Annotated in this window: 19 protein-coding genes; 17 read left to right on the top strand and 2 right to left on the bottom strand. The window is 43.6% G+C overall.

Features of this window, described 5'->3' with window-relative positions:
• The first annotated feature begins 21 nt into the window (after positions 1–21).
• Positions 22–636, top strand: coding sequence for a DUF4230 domain-containing protein (locus JS40_RS07250; RefSeq protein ID WP_034259458.1), 615 nt, complete (start codon positions 22–24; stop codon positions 634–636).
• 99 nt (positions 637–735) lie between these two features.
• Here the strand turns inward: JS40_RS07250 and JS40_RS07245 are convergent, their stop codons facing one another.
• Both JS40_RS07245 and JS40_RS07240 read right to left on the bottom strand, forming a co-directional pair.
• Entirely contained in the window at positions 736–1,041 is a 306-nt protein-coding gene (locus tag JS40_RS07245) for a rhodanese-like domain-containing protein (protein WP_034259457.1), read from the bottom strand.
• Between the two features lie 26 nt (positions 1,042–1,067).
• Complete coding sequence (locus tag JS40_RS07240; RefSeq protein WP_034259455.1) at positions 1,068–2,813, bottom strand: aromatic amino acid hydroxylase; 1,746 nt, start codon at positions 2,811–2,813, stop codon at positions 1,068–1,070.
• A 141-nt stretch (positions 2,814–2,954) separates the two neighbouring features.
• Between JS40_RS07240 and JS40_RS07235 the strand changes: the two genes are divergently transcribed.
• The 16 genes from JS40_RS07235 to JS40_RS07160 all read left to right on the top strand — a co-directional run bounded on the left by JS40_RS07235 (position 2,955) and on the right by JS40_RS07160 (position 17,549).
• Positions 2,955–3,533: a TetR/AcrR family transcriptional regulator gene (locus JS40_RS07235; RefSeq protein ID WP_034262217.1), complete on the top strand. Its 579-nt coding sequence runs from the start codon at positions 2,955–2,957 to the stop codon at positions 3,531–3,533.
• A 56-nt stretch (positions 3,534–3,589) separates the two neighbouring features.
• A complete protein-coding gene (locus JS40_RS07230) occupies positions 3,590–4,663 on the top strand; it encodes a 2Fe-2S iron-sulfur cluster-binding protein (RefSeq protein WP_034259454.1) in 1,074 nt (357 codons plus the stop codon).
• A 32-nt stretch (positions 4,664–4,695) separates the two neighbouring features.
• Positions 4,696–5,652 carry a 1,2-phenylacetyl-CoA epoxidase subunit PaaA gene (paaA, locus tag JS40_RS07225; RefSeq protein ID WP_034259452.1) on the top strand — a complete coding sequence of 319 codons (957 nt, stop codon included), beginning with the start codon at positions 4,696–4,698 and terminating at the stop codon, positions 5,650–5,652.
• A 22-nt stretch (positions 5,653–5,674) separates the two neighbouring features.
• On the top strand, positions 5,675–5,959 hold the full coding sequence (gene paaB / locus JS40_RS07220) for a 1,2-phenylacetyl-CoA epoxidase subunit PaaB (RefSeq protein WP_034259451.1): 285 nt from the start codon (positions 5,675–5,677) through the stop codon (positions 5,957–5,959).
• A 1-nt stretch (position 5,960) separates the two neighbouring features.
• Positions 5,961–6,716 (top strand): 1,2-phenylacetyl-CoA epoxidase subunit PaaC, encoded by a 756-nt coding sequence (gene paaC, locus JS40_RS07215; RefSeq protein WP_034259449.1) that lies wholly within the window; start codon positions 5,961–5,963, stop codon positions 6,714–6,716.
• A 49-nt stretch (positions 6,717–6,765) separates the two neighbouring features.
• Positions 6,766–7,269 carry a 1,2-phenylacetyl-CoA epoxidase subunit PaaD gene (gene paaD, locus JS40_RS07210; RefSeq protein ID WP_034262214.1) on the top strand — a complete coding sequence of 168 codons (504 nt, stop codon included), beginning with the start codon at positions 6,766–6,768 and terminating at the stop codon, positions 7,267–7,269.
• Positions 7,270–7,298: 29 nt separating this feature from the next.
• Positions 7,299–7,631 (top strand): VOC family protein, encoded by a 333-nt coding sequence (locus tag JS40_RS07205; RefSeq protein ID WP_233273948.1) that lies wholly within the window; start codon positions 7,299–7,301, stop codon positions 7,629–7,631.
• Positions 7,632–7,689: 58 nt separating this feature from the next.
• Positions 7,690–8,475, top strand: a complete 786-nt coding sequence (locus tag JS40_RS07200; protein WP_034259447.1) for an enoyl-CoA hydratase-related protein — start codon at positions 7,690–7,692, stop codon at positions 8,473–8,475.
• Between the two features lie 81 nt (positions 8,476–8,556).
• Positions 8,557–9,717, top strand: coding sequence for a 3-hydroxyacyl-CoA dehydrogenase NAD-binding domain-containing protein (locus JS40_RS07195; protein WP_034259446.1), 1,161 nt, complete (start codon positions 8,557–8,559; stop codon positions 9,715–9,717).
• A gap of 88 nt (positions 9,718–9,805) precedes the next feature.
• Entirely contained in the window at positions 9,806–10,213 is a 408-nt protein-coding gene (locus tag JS40_RS07190; protein ID WP_034259445.1) for a PaaI family thioesterase, read from the top strand.
• A gap of 193 nt (positions 10,214–10,406) precedes the next feature.
• Positions 10,407–11,618: a 3-oxoadipyl-CoA thiolase gene (locus tag JS40_RS07185; RefSeq protein ID WP_034262212.1), complete on the top strand. Its 1,212-nt coding sequence runs from the start codon at positions 10,407–10,409 to the stop codon at positions 11,616–11,618.
• Positions 11,619–11,620: 2 nt separating this feature from the next.
• Positions 11,621–12,223 (top strand): short chain dehydrogenase, encoded by a 603-nt coding sequence (locus JS40_RS07180; protein ID WP_034259443.1) that lies wholly within the window; start codon positions 11,621–11,623, stop codon positions 12,221–12,223.
• A 2-nt stretch (positions 12,224–12,225) separates the two neighbouring features.
• Complete coding sequence (gene paaZ / locus JS40_RS07175) at positions 12,226–14,721, top strand: phenylacetic acid degradation bifunctional protein PaaZ (RefSeq protein ID WP_034259441.1); 2,496 nt, start codon at positions 12,226–12,228, stop codon at positions 14,719–14,721.
• Between the two features lie 32 nt (positions 14,722–14,753).
• A complete protein-coding gene (locus JS40_RS07170; RefSeq protein WP_034259440.1) occupies positions 14,754–15,506 on the top strand; it encodes an enoyl-CoA hydratase/isomerase family protein in 753 nt (250 codons plus the stop codon).
• A 72-nt stretch (positions 15,507–15,578) separates the two neighbouring features.
• Positions 15,579–16,193 carry an acyltransferase gene (locus tag JS40_RS07165; protein ID WP_034259438.1) on the top strand — a complete coding sequence of 205 codons (615 nt, stop codon included), beginning with the start codon at positions 15,579–15,581 and terminating at the stop codon, positions 16,191–16,193.
• A gap of 60 nt (positions 16,194–16,253) precedes the next feature.
• Complete coding sequence (locus JS40_RS07160) at positions 16,254–17,549, top strand: dihydrolipoamide acetyltransferase family protein (protein WP_034259436.1); 1,296 nt, start codon at positions 16,254–16,256, stop codon at positions 17,547–17,549.
• Positions 17,550–17,608 lie beyond the last annotated feature (59 nt).

The raw sequence follows: 17,608 nt of genomic DNA, 5'->3' as shown, positions 1-17,608 counted from the left end.
CTTTCTGAAAAACCTGTAACAATGCGAAATATCCTCCTAGGAATAGTACTGGCCTTGCTTATTGTGTTTGGGCTGCGGTATTGTGAATATCAAAAGGAAAATCGTGAGCAACTGGAAGCAAATACGGCACTTATCCAGAAACAGCTGCAAAATGTTGGGAAACTCATAGTGACCGAAGGAAACTACGCCCAAGTATTCACCTACGAAGATTGGAAGAAATTTTACATCGATGTACTTTCAGCGCGAAAGAAAGCGCTGGTCGTAGTGAATGCAAAAGCTACCATTGCGTACGATCTAAGTGCCGTAAAGACACAGATCGATGAGGCAAACAAGACGGTGACCATTACACACATCCCGGAGCCTGAATTGTCCATCAATCCTAACATCCAGTATTATGATGTACAACAAGATTATTTCAATCAGTTTGAAGCATCCGATTACAACAAGATCAAAGACAAGATAGAGGTATCGCTTCGCAAAAAGATAGAGGCGTCAGAATTGGTCACAAATGCCCAAAACCGCTTGATTTCTGAGCTTCAAAAGATCTATATCCTTACCAACTCGATGGGCTGGACGCTTCAGTACAAGGAACAGGTGATCTCTTCAGAAGCCGATTTGCAACAGATAGATTATTAATATTGCAACCACTTTAACTTTACAAGCCGGGGTATTTTCTCTCTAGATTATCCGCCAGACAATTAAAACCTGTGTTCTAACTTGAAACGGATCGGGACCTTACAACTTCTTGCTTAAACTGTGCCAGCCCCCGCCGTTCATGGCCTCGATACCGTTGCTTTTTAAGATGGCCGTGGCACTACCGCTTCGCATGCCACTTGCGCAACATAAAATAACGGGTTTATTCCATTTCTTTATTTCGGAGAGCTTGCCGGAAATCACCGGCAACGGAATGTTCTTTGAGCCGGGAATGGCCCCGCCGGCGTATTCTCCTCTTGACCGCACATCTACGATCACCGCATCGCGAGCGACGAAGTCTTCAATTTTTTTTGCTTTATTTCCGAATATAAAATCTAATAGTCCCATAATAAGTTTTCCAAACAGGAATGATATTAATTAATACCTATGTTTTGTTTCTCTATAAGAAGTAATCCGTCGTCGATCAAATGAGAAACTTTCGGTCTGCGCTCTTTTAACTGAATAAGATGCTGCAACACCGCTTCGGCTTTGGTACGTTCGTACAGCTCCAGAGGCAACAACCAATCGTAAGGATGATCCTTTTGCAAGGCTTCAAAAATCTCCATGCATCGCGACTTTATCATCCCATTACTGCGCATGTCACGAATCTCTTTGTAATAATCATTCAGCATTTTTTCTTCTTCGGAAAGTGTTACCCGAATGGTCTCACTGGAAGGATTGTGGGTCACCAGATCGAAAGAGCGATAGTCGGCGGCACCGGCAAAGGCAGATAAGATCTCTTTTCCAACGGCCATATCAAAATCTCCCATGTCCGGCCGAAACAACACTTCCTCTTTATAGCGCACCGTGCAATCTGTAAATTGAATAAGCATTAGTTCACCTCGCAGGTTTCGAAGTCCCGTAACATTCAAACCTTCTACAGTGATCCCGCTTTCAAATTCGAACGAAATTGGTTTTCCGTCATAGAAATTATAGGCCTGAAGATCTCTGGGACCCATATTTTCGATCGCAAGATTTATGCCTTTCAGTTTGCCCAAAGGCGACCGGAAGCCTTTACTGTGTCTGCTTACACCGTGCCCAATAACTTCCTTCTCACGATAGGACAATGCTGTTTCGCCTTCGGTTTCAAAGTAGACCACCTCATTGTCTTCATTTTGTATCATACGTGTAAAATGACCGCTTACCTGCAGCCCGGTGCTCAGTTCGATCGTGCCCAATTGTTTCGACTCGATCAATTTCTTGAGTCCCCGCCAACCGCCCTTACGAACGGCCATGGTGTTGGCAAACTCCTCCAAAACTTCTTGCAGATAAGCAAAATCGGGAGTTACGTACAACTGCGGTTGGGGTTTGGTTATATCAAAATCCTGATAGGCCGCTTCAATGGAATAAGGGATCTTTTTCACTTCATCTTTCATACACCAAACACTTTCGCCAATAGAAGAAAGCAAACCCGCACCGTAGATCTTGGGCGCTTCGACGGTTCCTACGAGACCGTATTCAACGGTCCACCAATGTAGATTTCTAATGAGCGCGATTTCTGAAGGGGTCACCTTTTTATTCTGCAACTGTAACACCCTGTGCTCTGCTGCTTCTATCCGTTCTGTCGAAATGCCTTCGGCTTCCTTCAAAATAGAAAGTTCCCGTACCGCATCATACATATCGGTATCGTGTGCACTCGAGATCGCTTTGGCACCTATCTCTCCAAAACGCCTTAGGTATTCTGCATAATCGGGACTGGCGATAATGGGTGCATGACCGGCCCCCTCATGAATAATATCGGGAGCAGGGGTGTATTCAATATTTTCAAGTTGTCGTATATCACTGGCGATCACAAGTACTTTATACGCTTGGAATTCCATGAAAGCATTGGGGGGTATAAATCCATCTACCGCCACCGCTGCCCAGCCTATTTCTTTCAAGATACGGTTCATGCCGTACATGGAAGGGATCTCGTCTATGGAAATACCTGTCCTTTTCAAGCCTCCTACATAGCTCTCGTGGGCCACGGCACGCAGGTAATCTACATTCTTACGCATCACATAACGCCACACTGCCTGGTTGATAGGGGTGTACTGCTCGTAATTTTGCGGTTTGATATATTGCTTGAGATGCGGGGGTAATCGGTCCAGCAACTCATTGGTTTCTACAACTGTGTTCATACGTTCTCAAAAATAGTATTTTTTTGGGCGTTACCCGCAGTTTTGAAGATTCAAAAAAGCGGGTCGGGCTTTACGCACTACAGGGTAGTTTGCTGCAATCCCTAACGCAAATTATTCACATAATTGCTATCTTGCATGGCCATGAAAATACAGACCCGAAAAGAAGAGATCATTGCTGTAGCCTCACAACTGTTTAAGGAGAAAGGCTATAGTGCCGTTTCTATGCGGGACATTGCGCAGGCCATGGGGATCAAAGCTGCAAGTCTCTATAATCACATCACAGGAAAGCAAGAGATCCTTTCCACCCTCATCTTGGAAGTAGCCCACGAGTTTACAAATGGAATGCGGGAAGTGCTGGAGAGACAGAATAGTCCGTTACAAAAAATACAGGAGATTATAGAGCTGCACATCGATATTACGGTAAATGCTTCCGAAGGCCTGGCAGCACTCAACAATGATTGGATGCACATGGAAGTTTCACAAGTGGAAGCGTTCGTGCAAATGCGGGAAGATTACGAGGAAAATTTTAGAAAGATCATCAAAGAAGGTATAGAAGTAGGTGAGATCCAGCCACGACACCCCGAAGTGATATTGTTCTCTATCCTCTCAACTCTGCGTACGCTCTACCTCTGGTATCAAAAACGAGGAAAGCTGGACGTCAATGTGTTAAAGAAAGATTTGGTGTCGGTTTTTCTGGATGGCATTGTAATAAAAAATTAACTTGCAAACCTTACTAACAAACGTTAGTTTTGTGTTTTTAATACGACAAAAGATACGTGGCAAAATTTTATAAGATCAAAGTAAAGGATATCTATAAAGAGACGGATGATTGTTCGGTCATCACGTTCGATATGCCTCAGGAACTTGCGAAGGAATTTACCTTCCAGCAAGGACAGCACCTTACCCTCAAGGCAGATATTGATGGGGAGGACATTCGTCGTTCTTACAGTTTATGCTCCAGTCCTGTCGACAGGCAATGGAAGGTGGCTGTGAAACAAATTCCAACCGGGAAGTTTTCTACCTATGTTAACAATACCTTAAAAGCGGGAGATACCCTTGAGATCATGGCTCCCAGTGGTGCGTTTGGGGTAGATGTACATCCCGATAAGCCAAAGAATTATCTTTTCTTTGCAGCCGGAAGTGGGATCACACCTATTCTTTCGATGATCAAAACACACCTCGCTTCAGAACCGCAATCCACTTGTAAGTTGTTTTATGTGAATAGAACAGCCAAATCCATTATCTTTAAGGAAGAATTAGAGCAACTTCGCAATACTTACTTCGGGCGACTGGAAATCTACTATTTCCTTACCAAAGAACGACGTGATATAGATTTGTTCAACGGGCGCTTTGACGATGATAAAATGAAGGTACTTTCAAAGACCTTCATTGATATACCCGATACCAGCGAAGTGTTTTTGTGTGGTCCCGAAGACATGGTGCATTATGTGAGTAACTATCTGGTGGAAGCGGGATTGCCTAAAGAACTGATTCATTTTGAATTGTTCGTAAGCGGACTTTCAGAAGAAGATAAAAAACGAGCCGAACGCCTAGCGCAGCAAAACGTCGAAGGAGTCGAAGTAACTATTGTAGACGGAGGAAAGGAATTTCAGTTTACAATGACCAACGATTACGACAATATCCTAGACGCAGCCTTAGGAGCCGGAGCCGACCTGCCCTTTGCATGTAAAGGCGGTGTATGCAGTACCTGTAAGTGTCAAGTCTTGGAAGGTACAGTGGAAATGAAAATAAATTACGCCCTGGAAGAAAAAGAGGTAGCCCAAAATTTTGTGCTGAGTTGCCAATCGGTGCCTACTTCCAATCGTGTAAAAGTAGATTTTGATGTGTAACAGCCTGTATCTTCAGGCGCAAACATACAGCTATGAGTGAAAATGAAGTAAAAAATTTGGAAGCGATCTTTGAAGCGCGGATCGCGCGTGATGAAAAGATAGAGCCTAAAGACTGGATGCCGGAGAAATACAGACAGACACATATTCGTCAGATCTCCCAACATGCACATTCCGAGATCGTAGGAATGTTGCCGGAAGGAAATTGGATCACCCGCGCACCATCCTTGAGAAGAAAAGCAGCATTGTTAGCTAAAGTACAAGATGAAGCCGGTCACGGATTGTATTTATATTCCGCCTGTGAGACCTTGGGGATCTCACGTGACGAACTTTATGAGCAATTGCATAGCGGAAAAGCAAAATACTCTTCTATATTCAATTACCCCACAGTTACATGGGCCGACATGGGCGCGATAGGCTGGTTAGTGGACGGAGCAGCGATTATCAATCAGGTGCCACTTTGCAATACCTCATTTGGACCGTATGCCCGTGCCATGGTGCGAGTGTGCAAGGAAGAGAGTTTTCATCAGCGTCAAGGCTATGAGATCATGCTTACTCTATGCAACGGTACACAAGAACAAAAAGAAATGGCACAGGATGCCCTTAACAGATGGTGGTGGCCCAGTTTGATGATGTTAGGTCCTACCGATGATGCTTCAGTACATACCGAGCAATCCATGAAATGGAAATTGAAGCGTAAGACCAATGACGAGCTGCGACAGCAATTTATCGATCAAACGGTACCTCAGGCAGACCTGTTAGGTCTAACTATTCCCGACCCCGACCTTAAATTCAATGAGGAAACGGGTCATTATGACTTTGGTCCTATTGATTGGGACGAATTCTGGCAAGTAGTTAAAGGACATGGACCTTGTAACAAAGAGCGGATGAACGCGCGGGTGAATGCATGGGAAGAAGGTGCCTGGGTAAGGGATGCCGCCATGGCATACGCCGAAAAACAAACAGCTAAGAAAGTTGCGAAAGCAAGTTAGTAATAATTTCAACATTAAATCTATGACTAAAAATTGGCCACTTTGGGAAGTATTCGTTCGCAGTAAGAACGGACTGGAGCACCGTCATTTTGGGAGCCTGCACGCAGCCGATGCCGAAATGGCAATGGAAAACGCAAGAGATGTGTATACACGTCGTAATGAAGGCGTAAGTATTTGGGTGGTTGAAAGTAAATATATTACTGCCTCCAACCCTCAGGATAATGGAGAACTTTTTGAGCCTGCTCAGGACAAGATTTACCGTCATCCTACTTTTTACGATCTGCCGGATGATGTAAAGCACATGTAATATGAAAAATGAAACATTATATCAATATATTCTTTGCATTGCAGATAATTCACTGATCCTTGGACAGCGTCTGGGGGAACTTTGTGGTCACGGACCGAGTCTTGAGACCGATATAGCGATCACGAATATTGCTTTAGACCTCATTGGTCAAACCAGAAGTTACTATCAATATGCCGCGAGATTAATCGATGAAGAAAAAACAGAAGATGATATCGCATTTCTAAGATTGGAGCGGGAATATAAGAATGTACTTTTAGTAGAACAACCCAATACGCACTTTGGATATGTGATGGCCAGACAGTTCCTGTTTGATGTGTATCATCTCATGTTTTTGGAGAAATTACAATACAGCAAGGATGACCAATTAGTGGCTGTAGCGAAAAAAGGCATCAAGGAAGTTAGCTATCATAAACGGTTTTCAAGTGATTGGGTAAAACGTTTAGGCGATGGTACAGAAGAAAGTCGTCAAAAAATGCAGGAAGCTGTGGACGATCTTTGGCGCTTTACAAACGAATTGTTCCTTATGACCGATGCCGAAAAAACTATGGCAGCGAACGGTATAGGGGTAGATATAGCTCAATTAAAAGAGGAATATTACAAAGAAGTGTCCGATGTGTTGAAGGAAGCCACGTTGACTGTCCCCGAAAATACCTATTTCACAAAAGGTGGCAAAGAAGGTATCCACACGGAACACATGGGGTATATTTTGAGCGAGTTACAATACATGCAACGCACCTACCCCAATATGACGTGGTAAATCACAACAAATACGACTGTTGTAGAAGAATACCCATAAAATGGAAAACATGACACTTGTAGCTCAAACCAATATTGAAGATCACCTTCGCCCGATTTTAGATAAGGTGTCAGATCCCGAAATTCCGGTGCTAACTGTATTGGACCTCGGAGTGATTCGCGAAGCGATAGAAAAAAAGGGGACCGTCTATATAAAATTGACCCCAACCTATTCGGGATGCCCTGCCATGGATGTGATCGGCGATGATTTAAAGGCAGCTTTTGCGGAGGCAGGTATGAATGCTAAGGTAGAATTGGTGCTGGCACCTGCCTGGACAACCGACTGGATAAGTGAGCAAGGGAAGCGAAAGATGGAAGCTTATGGAATTGCGGCTCCATTGGAGGAAACTGCCGATAAGGAAGCGCTCTTGGGGGATGCAAAAGTAGTGAAATGCACCAATTGCGGAAGTACCAATACTCATCTGGTGAGCCAATTCGGGTCCACGGCCTGTAAAGCTTTGTTTAAATGTGACGAGTGTTTAGAACCTTTCGATTACTTTAAATGTCTCAAATAATGCTGGGATTACGTACTACTATATACATTGTGCCCGAGCTAGCCCAAGCAAAGAAATGGTACGCCAAGGCTTTTGAGGTCGATCCGTACTTTGATGAAACATTTTATGTAGGTTTTTCTATAAAGGGCTACGAATTGGGGCTATTGCCGGAAGGAGGAGCTTCAGTTGCCCGGGGTGAGAACGTACTGTCGTATTGGGGCGTAGATGATATTGAAAAAGAATACAAGCGTCTCATTACATTAGGGGCTACCAAGCACGAAGAACCCACGAACGTAGGAGGCGAACTCATGGTTGCCTCGGTAAAAGATCCATGGAATAATGTAATTGGGTTGATCTATAACCCGTCTTTTAAAATTAACTAGTCTTCCTTTACTTCGGAAAAAAATTTCGAAGACTTGACAGGAAGCGAAAATAACAGGTATGAGCCAGGATTCAATTGAACTTAAAATTGAAAATAATACAGCGTGGATAACGCTCAACAGACCGGATGTGTTCAACAGCTTTAATCGTGAGATGGCGTTGCGTCTTCAAAAACAATTAGACCATTGTGCGTCCGAAGCTACTGTACGAGCGATTGTCATTACCGGAAGCGGAAGAGCTTTTTGCGCAGGTCAGGACTTGAAAGAGGTCACCACTCCCGAACTCAATCCCGGATTTAAAAAGATATTGGAAGAACATTACAATCCCATTATTCAACGTATTCGCACCATTGAAAAGCCAGTTATTGCAGCTGTAAACGGAGTAGCGGCCGGTGCCGGGGCAAATATAGCCTTGGCTTGTGATGTGGTAGTCGCTTCAGCAGGAGCAGGTTTTATTCAGGCATTCAGCAAGATAGGATTGGTGCCGGACAGTGCGGGAACCTTTTTCTTACCACGCCTTATCGGTTTTCAGAAAGCATCAGCATTGATGTTATTAGGAGATAAGGTCTCTGCCGAAGAAGCCGAAAAACTTGGAATGGTCTATAAGGTTTTTTCTTCGGAAGATTTTATTTCCGAAGTGACCGCCTTAGCTGAAACACTGGCAAAAATGCCAACCAAAGCCTTAGGGATGACGAAACGATTGCTCAATCAATCTATGACGAACGATTTAAAGGCACAGCTGGAAATGGAATCGAAGCTTCAGATAGAAGCGGCTCAAAGTGATGATTACAACGAAGGTGTAGATGCCTTTGTGAATAAAAGAAAACCAGAATTTAAAGGGAAATAAAAACTTTAAATGACAAACCGAAAAATTTAAAATGTAAGAGTGAATAAAACTTTCTTCTTTTAAATTTTACATTTAGAATTTATGATTAAAAAAGTTGGAATAATAGGCTCGGGTACCATGGGAAGCGGCATTGCGCAGGTTGCAGCTACTGCCGGCTGTGCGGTAAAGCTATTTGATGTTAATAGCGATGCGTTAAAAACCGCCGAAGCCGACCTGGAACGAATATTGGCTCGCTTGGTGGAAAAAGGCAGAATAGATGTCGGTGAAAAGAATAGAGTTCAGACTAACATTCAGTATGTGAGTAGTTTGAAGGACCTGGCAGATTCACACTTGACGATCGAGGCCATTGTGGAGAATCTGAAAATAAAAAAGAATGTGTTTCAGGAGTTGGAAAGCTATGTTTCTGAAACATGTATTATTGCTTCCAATACTTCTTCTTTATCGATTGCTTCAATAGCATCTTCCTTAACTTTACCCGAAAGATGTATTGGGATTCATTTTTTCAACCCTGCACCTTTGATGAAACTGGTGGAAGTGATTCCTGCGATCCAGACTTCAGAAAAAACCTTGCAAACAGCTGTACAGACCATAAAAGACTGGGGAAAAACCGTTGCCATTGCTAAAGACACTCCCGGATTTATCGTAAACAGGGTGGCACGGCCCTTCTATGGAGAAGCTTTGCGGATTTATGAAGAAGGTATTGCAGATTTTGCTACCATCGATTGGGCATTGAAGACCAAAGGTGGATTTAGAATGGGTCCTTTTGAACTCATGGATTTTATTGGGAACGATGTGAATTATACCGTAACCGAAACCGTGTTTGAAGCCTTTTACTACGACCCCAGATACAAGCCGGCCTTTACACAAAAGCGTTTTGCAGAGGCGGGATATCTGGGTCGAAAGTCGGGCAAGGGATATTATAATTACACCGAAGGAGCAGAAAACCCTACTCCTCGCGAAGAGGATGTGCTGGGGCATCGTATCTTCGATCGTGTATTGATAATGCTTATTAACGAAGCGGCAGACGCCTTGTTCTTGAATATAGCATCTGCCGAAGATATTGATAATGCCATGACCAAAGGGGTGAACTATCCCAAGGGATTGTTGGCCTGGGCAGATGAGAAAGGCATCGAATGGTGCGTTCAGAAAATGGACGCATTATACGCAGAATATCATGAAGACCGCTACCGATGCTCGCCATTGCTTAGAAAAATGAAAAGAGAAAACAAAACTTTTTATTAATGAAAAATGTAAAATCGCAAAATAGCAAACGTAAAAGTGTCTTGACCTTTATGCCTTTTAATTTTTACATTTATTATTTTAAATTATAATGGAAGGAGCCAAAATTCCATATAAAATGCTCTCTCAGGACGCTTTTAGTCAGTGGCTTGGAATAGAAATTCTCGAATGTGAGGTAGGACGGTGTAAGGTAGGCATGAGGGTGCGTCGAGAAATGCTGAATAGTATGAATAAGGCACACGGGGGAATTAGTTATTCTCTGGCCGATACAGCATTCGGTTTTACTGCCAACACACATGGAACGTATGCAGTGTCCATAGAGACCTCTGTGAATCACATTTCGGCATTGGAAGAAGGAGACTATCTTACGGCTGAAGCAACCCTCGATGAAAAGCGCACCAAACTAGGATTTAACATTATTGAGGTAAGAAGAGGAGATGAGTTAGTTGCACTTTTTAAAGGTGTTGTATATAGAACCACAAAAGACTGGACGGAATAAAATGTAAAACAGCAAAATTCTGAAATGTAAAAGTGAAAAGTAATTCAAAATACGATTTACAAGACAGGTTAGTTAATTTTACAACAAGTATCAAAACAACAAATCGAATTAAGTAGAAATATAAACCATAAAATGTTTAATAATAAAGTCTTTGCGCTTTAGCCTTTTGCATTTTGTATTTAAAATTTTGAGTTTGAAAGAAGCATATATTATTGATGGTATTAGAACGCCTATTGGAAGTTATCAAGGGTCTTTGAGTGCTGTTAGAACAGACGACCTAGGAGCCTTGGTCATCGCTGAGATCGCTAAACGAAACCTTGGCATACCTAAGGACGCTTATAACGATGTTATCTTAGGTTGTGCGAACCAAGCGGGGGAAGACAATAGAAATGTTGCTCGTATGGCGCTGCTGCTGGCAGGCCTGCCATTCACCGTTCCCGGTGAAACAGTCAACAGACTGTGCAGCAGCGGACTCTCCGCCATAATACACGCAAACCGTGCGATCAAAGCCGGAGATGGGGATCTTTTTATATCGGGAGGCGTTGAGAATATGACCCGGGGTCCGTACGTGATCGCTAAACCTTCATCGGCGTTTGGTACAGACGCAAAAATGTACGATTCAAGTTTTGGATGGCGATTTGTAAACCAGAAGATGCATGATTTGTATGGAACAGATGGTATGGGAAATACTGCCGAGAATCTGGTGGAAAAATATAACATCACTAGAGAAGATCAGGATGCATTTGCCTATGCGAGTCAGATGAAAGCTGCAAAAGCACAGGAAAGCGGTCGTTTGACAAAGGAGATTGTTCCGGTTGAAATTCCGCAGCGAAAAAAAGACCCCATTATCTTTAAAGATGATGAATTCATAAAACCGGGCACTACCAAAGAAATTCTGGCGAAACTTCGACCGGCCTTTAAGAAAGATGGAAGCGTAACGGCAGGAAACAGCTCCGGACTCAATGACGGTGCCGCTGCCACGATCATCGCATCCCAAGATGCCGTAAAAAAATACAATCTCAAACCCATGGCGAGAATTGTAAGTTCTGCAGTGGTAGGGGTGGAGCCAAAAATCATGGGGATCGGTCCGGTACAGGCTTCTAACAAGGCATTGGAGAAAGCCGGATTGACCATGGATGACATGGATGTGATCGAGTTGAACGAAGCCTTTGCATCTCAGGCCCTCGCATGTATCCGCGAATGGGGATTAAAAGATGACGATCCACGCATCAATCCAAATGGAGGTTCTATCGCCATAGGCCACCCATTGGGTGTCACCGGGACACGAATTGCCTATTCGGCAGCATTGGAGCTTCAGCTTACTGGTAAACGCTATGCGCTCATCACCATGTGTGTTGGGGTAGGACAAGGATATGCGGCGATTATTGAAAATGTAAACCTGTAAGTATGAAAATCCTCATTATCGGCGGGAATGGAACAATTGGAAAAAAAGTAACCGAACGCTTTTCGGAAAAGCACGAGGTAATCATTGCCGGAAGAACTTCTGGAGACGTGACGGTAGATATCGCTTCGTCAGGTTCGATTGCTGAAATGTTCAAACAAGTTGGCAAAGTAGATGCTGTTGTGAACATTGCAGGTGATGCAAAATGGGATAATTTTAATAACTTATCGGAAGAAGATTTCTACATAGGCATTAAAAGTAAGATGATGGGACAGGTGAATGTGGTTAGATTAGGACGGAAATATCTTAATTCGTCTGGTTCTTTTACATTAACAACTGGGATCTTAGCAGATGAACCTGTAGATATGACCACCAGTGCTGCCATGGTAAATGGTGCGATCCAAAGCTTTGTGAAAGCCGTTGCCCTGGAACTGGAAAACGGACATCGAATAAATGTTATTTCTGCAAATTTGGTGGAAGATGCCTTTGAAAAATACAAAGATTATTTTCCCGGCAATACCCCTGTCTCCATGCGAAAAGTGGTGGACGGATATGTGAAATCTGTAGAAGGAAAAATTAATGGAGAAATAATTAGAATAAGAGCATAAGGATGAACAAAACACAACATTATGTAACAGGAAAATGGGTTGACGGAAGTGGAGAAGGGAATCCCATCCTCGATTCGATCACGGGAGAACATTTTACCAGTGTTACCACAGAAGGTTTGGATATTCCGAAGATCCTTCAGTACGGGAGGGATAAAGGCAATGTGCTTCGCAAGATGACCTTTCAGGAACGAGGGAATATGCTGAAAAAGCTGGCTTTATTTCTTACCAAAAAAAAGGAAGCCTTTTATGAACTTAGCTACCGTACGGGGGCAACCAAGATCGACAGTTGGATCGATATTGAAGGAGGTTTTGGAAATTTATTCGCCAATGCGTCCCTTCGGAAACTATTTCCTAACCAGTCCTATCACGTAGAAGGAGACCCTATCGATCTCTCACGAGGCGGCCGTTTTATGGCACATCATATCATGGTGCCCAGAGAAGGGGTGGCAGTGCATATCAATGCTTTTAATTTTCCCGTTTGGGGAATGCTGGAAAAATGTGCGGTGAACTGGATGGCAGGAATGCCCGCTGTCGTGCTTCCTGCGCCACAGACCGCCTATCTTACTGAAGCAGTTGTAAAGGAAATAGTGGCCTCAGGAATCCTTCCGGAAGGCGCCATTCAACTCATTAGTGGTACAGCCCGTAATATTTTAGATACAGTACAATCGCAAGATGTGGTGACCTTTACCGGTTCTGCAAGTACGGGAAGAAAGCTCAAGAATCATCCGCAACTCATTGAAGAATCTGTCCCCTTCACCATGGAGGCCGATTCTTTGAATGCTTCTATTTTGGGAGAAGATGCTGTTCCGGGAACCCCGGAATTCGACCTGTTCATCAAAGAGGTTCGGAATGAGATGACTGTTAAATGCGGACAAAAATGTACGGCGATCCGCAGGATCATCGTTCCCGAGAAACTAGTGGAAGATGTACAGATCGCTTTAGGAAACGCATTGGATAAAGTTACAATTGGCGATCCGCGACTCAAAGAGGTTCGTATGGGATCGTTGGTGAACGACGCACAACGCACTTCAGTAAAAGAACAAATTAACAAGATCGCTAAGACCGCACAAATTGTCTACGGAAATGTAGAAGAGGTGACAACCGTTGGTGCCGACGCGAAGGCGGGGGCGTTCATGAAGCCTATACTGCTTAGAGAGGACGATCCGTTAAAGAATGAAGCTGCTCATATCACGGAAGCATTCGGCCCCGTAAGTACCTTGATGCCTTACAAGAATTTGGAAGAGGCCATTACGCTTTCTAAGATGGGGAAAGGTTCGCTGGTGAGCTCTATAATAACCAACGATAATAAGATAGCAAAGGAATATACCGTTTCCGCAGCTACTCACCATGGAAGGATCCTGATTTTGAACAGGGAAAGTGCCAAACAGAGTACAGGTCACGGTTCGCCTTTACCCAACCTTATTCACGGCGGTCCCGGACGTGCAGGAGGAGGTGAAGAAATGGGAGGTATGCGAGGTATTAAACACTATTTACAACGGTGTGCTGTTCAAGGGTCACCAACCACCTTGACCGAAGTTACAGGGATCTATCAACCCAAAGCAGATTATAAAGAAATCAGCAAACATCCGTTTGCCTATCATTGGGAGGATATCCAGCCCGGAATGTCCCTTCAAACTCATAAACGCACGATCACAGACGGTGATATCGTCAATTTCGCAAACCTTACCTGGGACCATTTCTACGCGCATACCGACATCACTTCGCTGGACGGTAGCATCTTCGAAAAACGTACCGCCCACGGCTATTTTATTTTGGCAGCCGCTGCAGGGCTTTTTGTATACCCTAATAAAGGTCCCGTCGCTGCAAATTACGGCCTGGAAGAATGTCGCTTCCTGCGCCCCATTTACCACAACGATACGGTGTATGTGCGACTAACCTGCAAGCAGAAGATAGACCGTGATCCGCGAGGCAAAGAACTCCCTAGCGGAATAGTAAAATGGTATGTTGAAGTATTTGACGTGGAAGATGAATTGGTGGCCATAGCAACCATTCTTACCATGGTTCAGAAGAAGCAAACCGTTTTTACCGAAATGACTTCGGAAAAAATTGAAGAAATGCTTCAACGTCTTTCTGAAGATACAAAACCAAAATGGGGCATCATGACACCGCAACACATGATAGAACATCTCGAGTTTACGTACCGGATAGCTTCCGGAGAGGTACAGGATTTTGAGGTGGCCACTCCAGAAAAATACTTAGAGAAAACGCATGAGTCGTTGTACAATTATCAAAAATTCCCTCGAAACACAAATTTCCCCTTACTGGAGAAGGAAACACTGGAGCCTTTAAAACATCCCGATCTGGAAACAGCAAAAAAGAAATTTTTGGAAGCACGGGAAGACTACCTTGATTATTTTAAGGAAAATCCTGATGCTACATTAAAAAACATCGTTTTTGGTGACCTCAACAAATTTGAGTGGTATCTTCTGGAGCGGAAGCACCTCAATCATCATTTTGAGCAATTCGGATTAATATAAAACTAAAAAAACCTAAAATCTATCATTTGAACATGACACAACCATACGTAAAACAAAACATTGCTAACGGAATTTCAACCATTGAATTCTTTCATCCCGCGCACAACAGTCTGCCGGGGGATATCCTTCAAAAATTAGTGGATGAGATTAACAGCGCAGGTGCGAACGATGCAGTAAAGGTGATTGTATTAAAAAGTGGGGGTGACCGCACCTTTTGTGCAGGTGCGAGCTTCAAAGAGCTTATAAACATCAATGATGCGGAAACGGGACGTATATTTTTCAGCGGTTTTGCTAATGTGATTAACGCCATGCGAAAGTGCCCTAAATTTATTATCGGGCGTATTCAAGGGAAGACCGTCGGCGGAGGTGTGGGTGTGGCATCTGCCACAGATTTCTGTATGGCCTCGAAATTTGCTGCTATCAAACTAAGTGAACTGAATGTAGGTATCGGACCCTTCGTTGTAGGCCCTGCCGTAGAGCGCAAATTAGGTCTCAGCGGAATGTCACAAATAGCTATTGATGCCGATAGTTTTTACGATGCCGAATGGGCGAGACAAAAAGGATTATACGCTCAGGTGTTCGAATCTATCGAAGCTCTGGACGAAGCGGTTACTGCCATGGCTGAAAAATTATGCACCTACAACCCCGAAGCGATGAAGGAAATGAAAAATGTGTTTTGGCAGGGAACCGAAAACTGGGATGACCTGCTGGCGGAACGAGCGGCTATTAGTGGGCGGCTGGTGCTATCAGAATTTACAAAGGAGACATTAAAAAAGTTTAAATAATAAACCACAAAATGTAAAAGTTCAAAGTCTTCTATATTCACTTTTTACTTTATCATTTTACATTTAAAATGTATGATCTATTCCTTTAAAGGACATATTCCGGTAATTCACGAAAGCAGCTTTGTTCATCCGTTGGCTGCGGTCACCGGCAATGTGATTATTGGTAAGAACTGCTATATTGGCCCTGGAGCGGCCATTCGGGGAGATTGGGGAGAGATTATTCTGGAAGACGGGGTAAACGTGCAGGAAAATTGCACCATTCACATGTTTCCCGGGAAAAGTATCGTTCTCAAAGAAAGTGCGCATGTAGGTCACGGAGCGATAATTCACGGAGCGAACTTAGGACGTAATTGTCTTATTGGGATGAACAGCGTCATTATGGATGATGCTGAAATAGGAGACGAATGTATTGTTGGCGCTATGAGCTTTGTTAAAGCTGAAACTGTTTTTGGTAATAGAAAGTTGATCGTTGGCAATCCTGCGAAAGCGATAAAAGATATTTCCGATGAGATGATCGACTGGAAAACCGCCGGAACAAAATTGTACCAACAACTGCCACAAGATTGCCATGAAACACTGGAAGAAGTTGAGCCGCTTAGACAGCTACCCAAAAACAGACCGGTTCAAGAAAATTTTTATAAGACTTTGGAAGAATTTAGAGCCAAGAGTAAAGGAAAAAGACCATAATTTAAAAAATGTCACCCTAAGTTCGACAAAGGGCCATTGAAGCACGGAATTTTAATAATTATGAACAGAGTGGAATTTAAGATGCCAAGAATGGGTGAAAGTATCACCGAAGGGACCATTATTAATTGGTTGATTCAGGAAGGGGATGCTTTTGAAGAAGGGGATATTCTGGTAGAAGTAGCGACCGATAAAGTTGATAACGAAGTCCCTGCTCCCGCAGCGGGAACGATGCTGGAACACCGTGTTTCAGCTAAGGATGTGGTTCCCGTGGGGGCGGTGATCGCATTGTTGGATCTTTCTGAAACATCTTCAAAAAAGGAGAAGGTGTCAAACAAATCGGTGACTCCTTCCGCAGAAAAACAAAACGCAACACCAAAGGTTGTAAAACCCTTTTCACGAAATGCCGGGTCCTCTTCTCAATTCACGGTCAACAAAAATGTGTTTGTGAGTCCGTTGATCGACAGTATCGCTCGAAAACACCATGTGAGTTATGAAGAATTGGCACGTATTCCGGGAACAGGAAAAGACGGCCGGTTGCGAAAAAGTGATCTGCTTCAGTATATTTCAGAAGGAAGGCCCTTCCAATTCGCACAAATGGTTCCCGAAGTGTCAGGGTTTCAGGTACCGGATCTAAAGTTCGATAAGGGTACAGGGAAAATCGTTGAGATGGATCGTATGCGTCAAATGATCGCAGACCACATGGTCTTCAGTAAGCATACAGCACCTCATGTTACCGCCTATGTGGAAGCCGACCTCACCGAAATGGTGCAATGGCGGAACGCAAACAAAGAAGCTTTTCAGAAAAAATACAACGAAAAACTCACCTTTACACCTCTTTTCATTGAGTGTGTTTCCAAAGCGATACAAGCGTACCCCATGATCAATTCTTCTATGGAAGGGAACACGATTATCGTAAAGGATGCTATCAATATTGGAATGGCCACTGCTTTACCTAGTGGGAACCTAATTGTTCCGGTGGTAAAAAACGCCGACAAAAAAAAGCTTGAGGAACTTGCGGCGACGACAAACCTATTGGTGGCTAAAGCAAGGGATAATAAGTTAAAGGGTGATGACACCAAAGGGAGCACCTTCACTATTAGCAATGTGGGAACCTTTGGAAGCCTCATGGGAACCCCTATAATCAATCAGCCGGAAGCCGCTATCTTGGCCACCGGGATCATTAAAAAACGAGCTGAAGTGATGGAGCGCAAGGATGGTGATTCTATTGAAGTCCGTCACATGATGTATCTGTCCTTGTCCTTTGACCACAGGATCGTTGATGGGTATCTGGCCGGCTCCTTTTTGCGTCGTATCGCCGATGAGATGGAGCAATTTGATACAGGAAGGAAATTATAATAAGAACGGGAAGAAGTCGTAATTAATTAAAATGAGATTTTGGGTCACGCCCGTAATGA

This window comes from Altibacter lentus, assembly GCF_000746845.1.
Lineage (GTDB): Bacteria > Bacteroidota > Bacteroidia > Flavobacteriales > Flavobacteriaceae > Altibacter > Altibacter lentus.
Note: the sequence above shows the minus strand (reverse complement) of the source record. Positions and strands in the feature narration are given on the sequence as shown.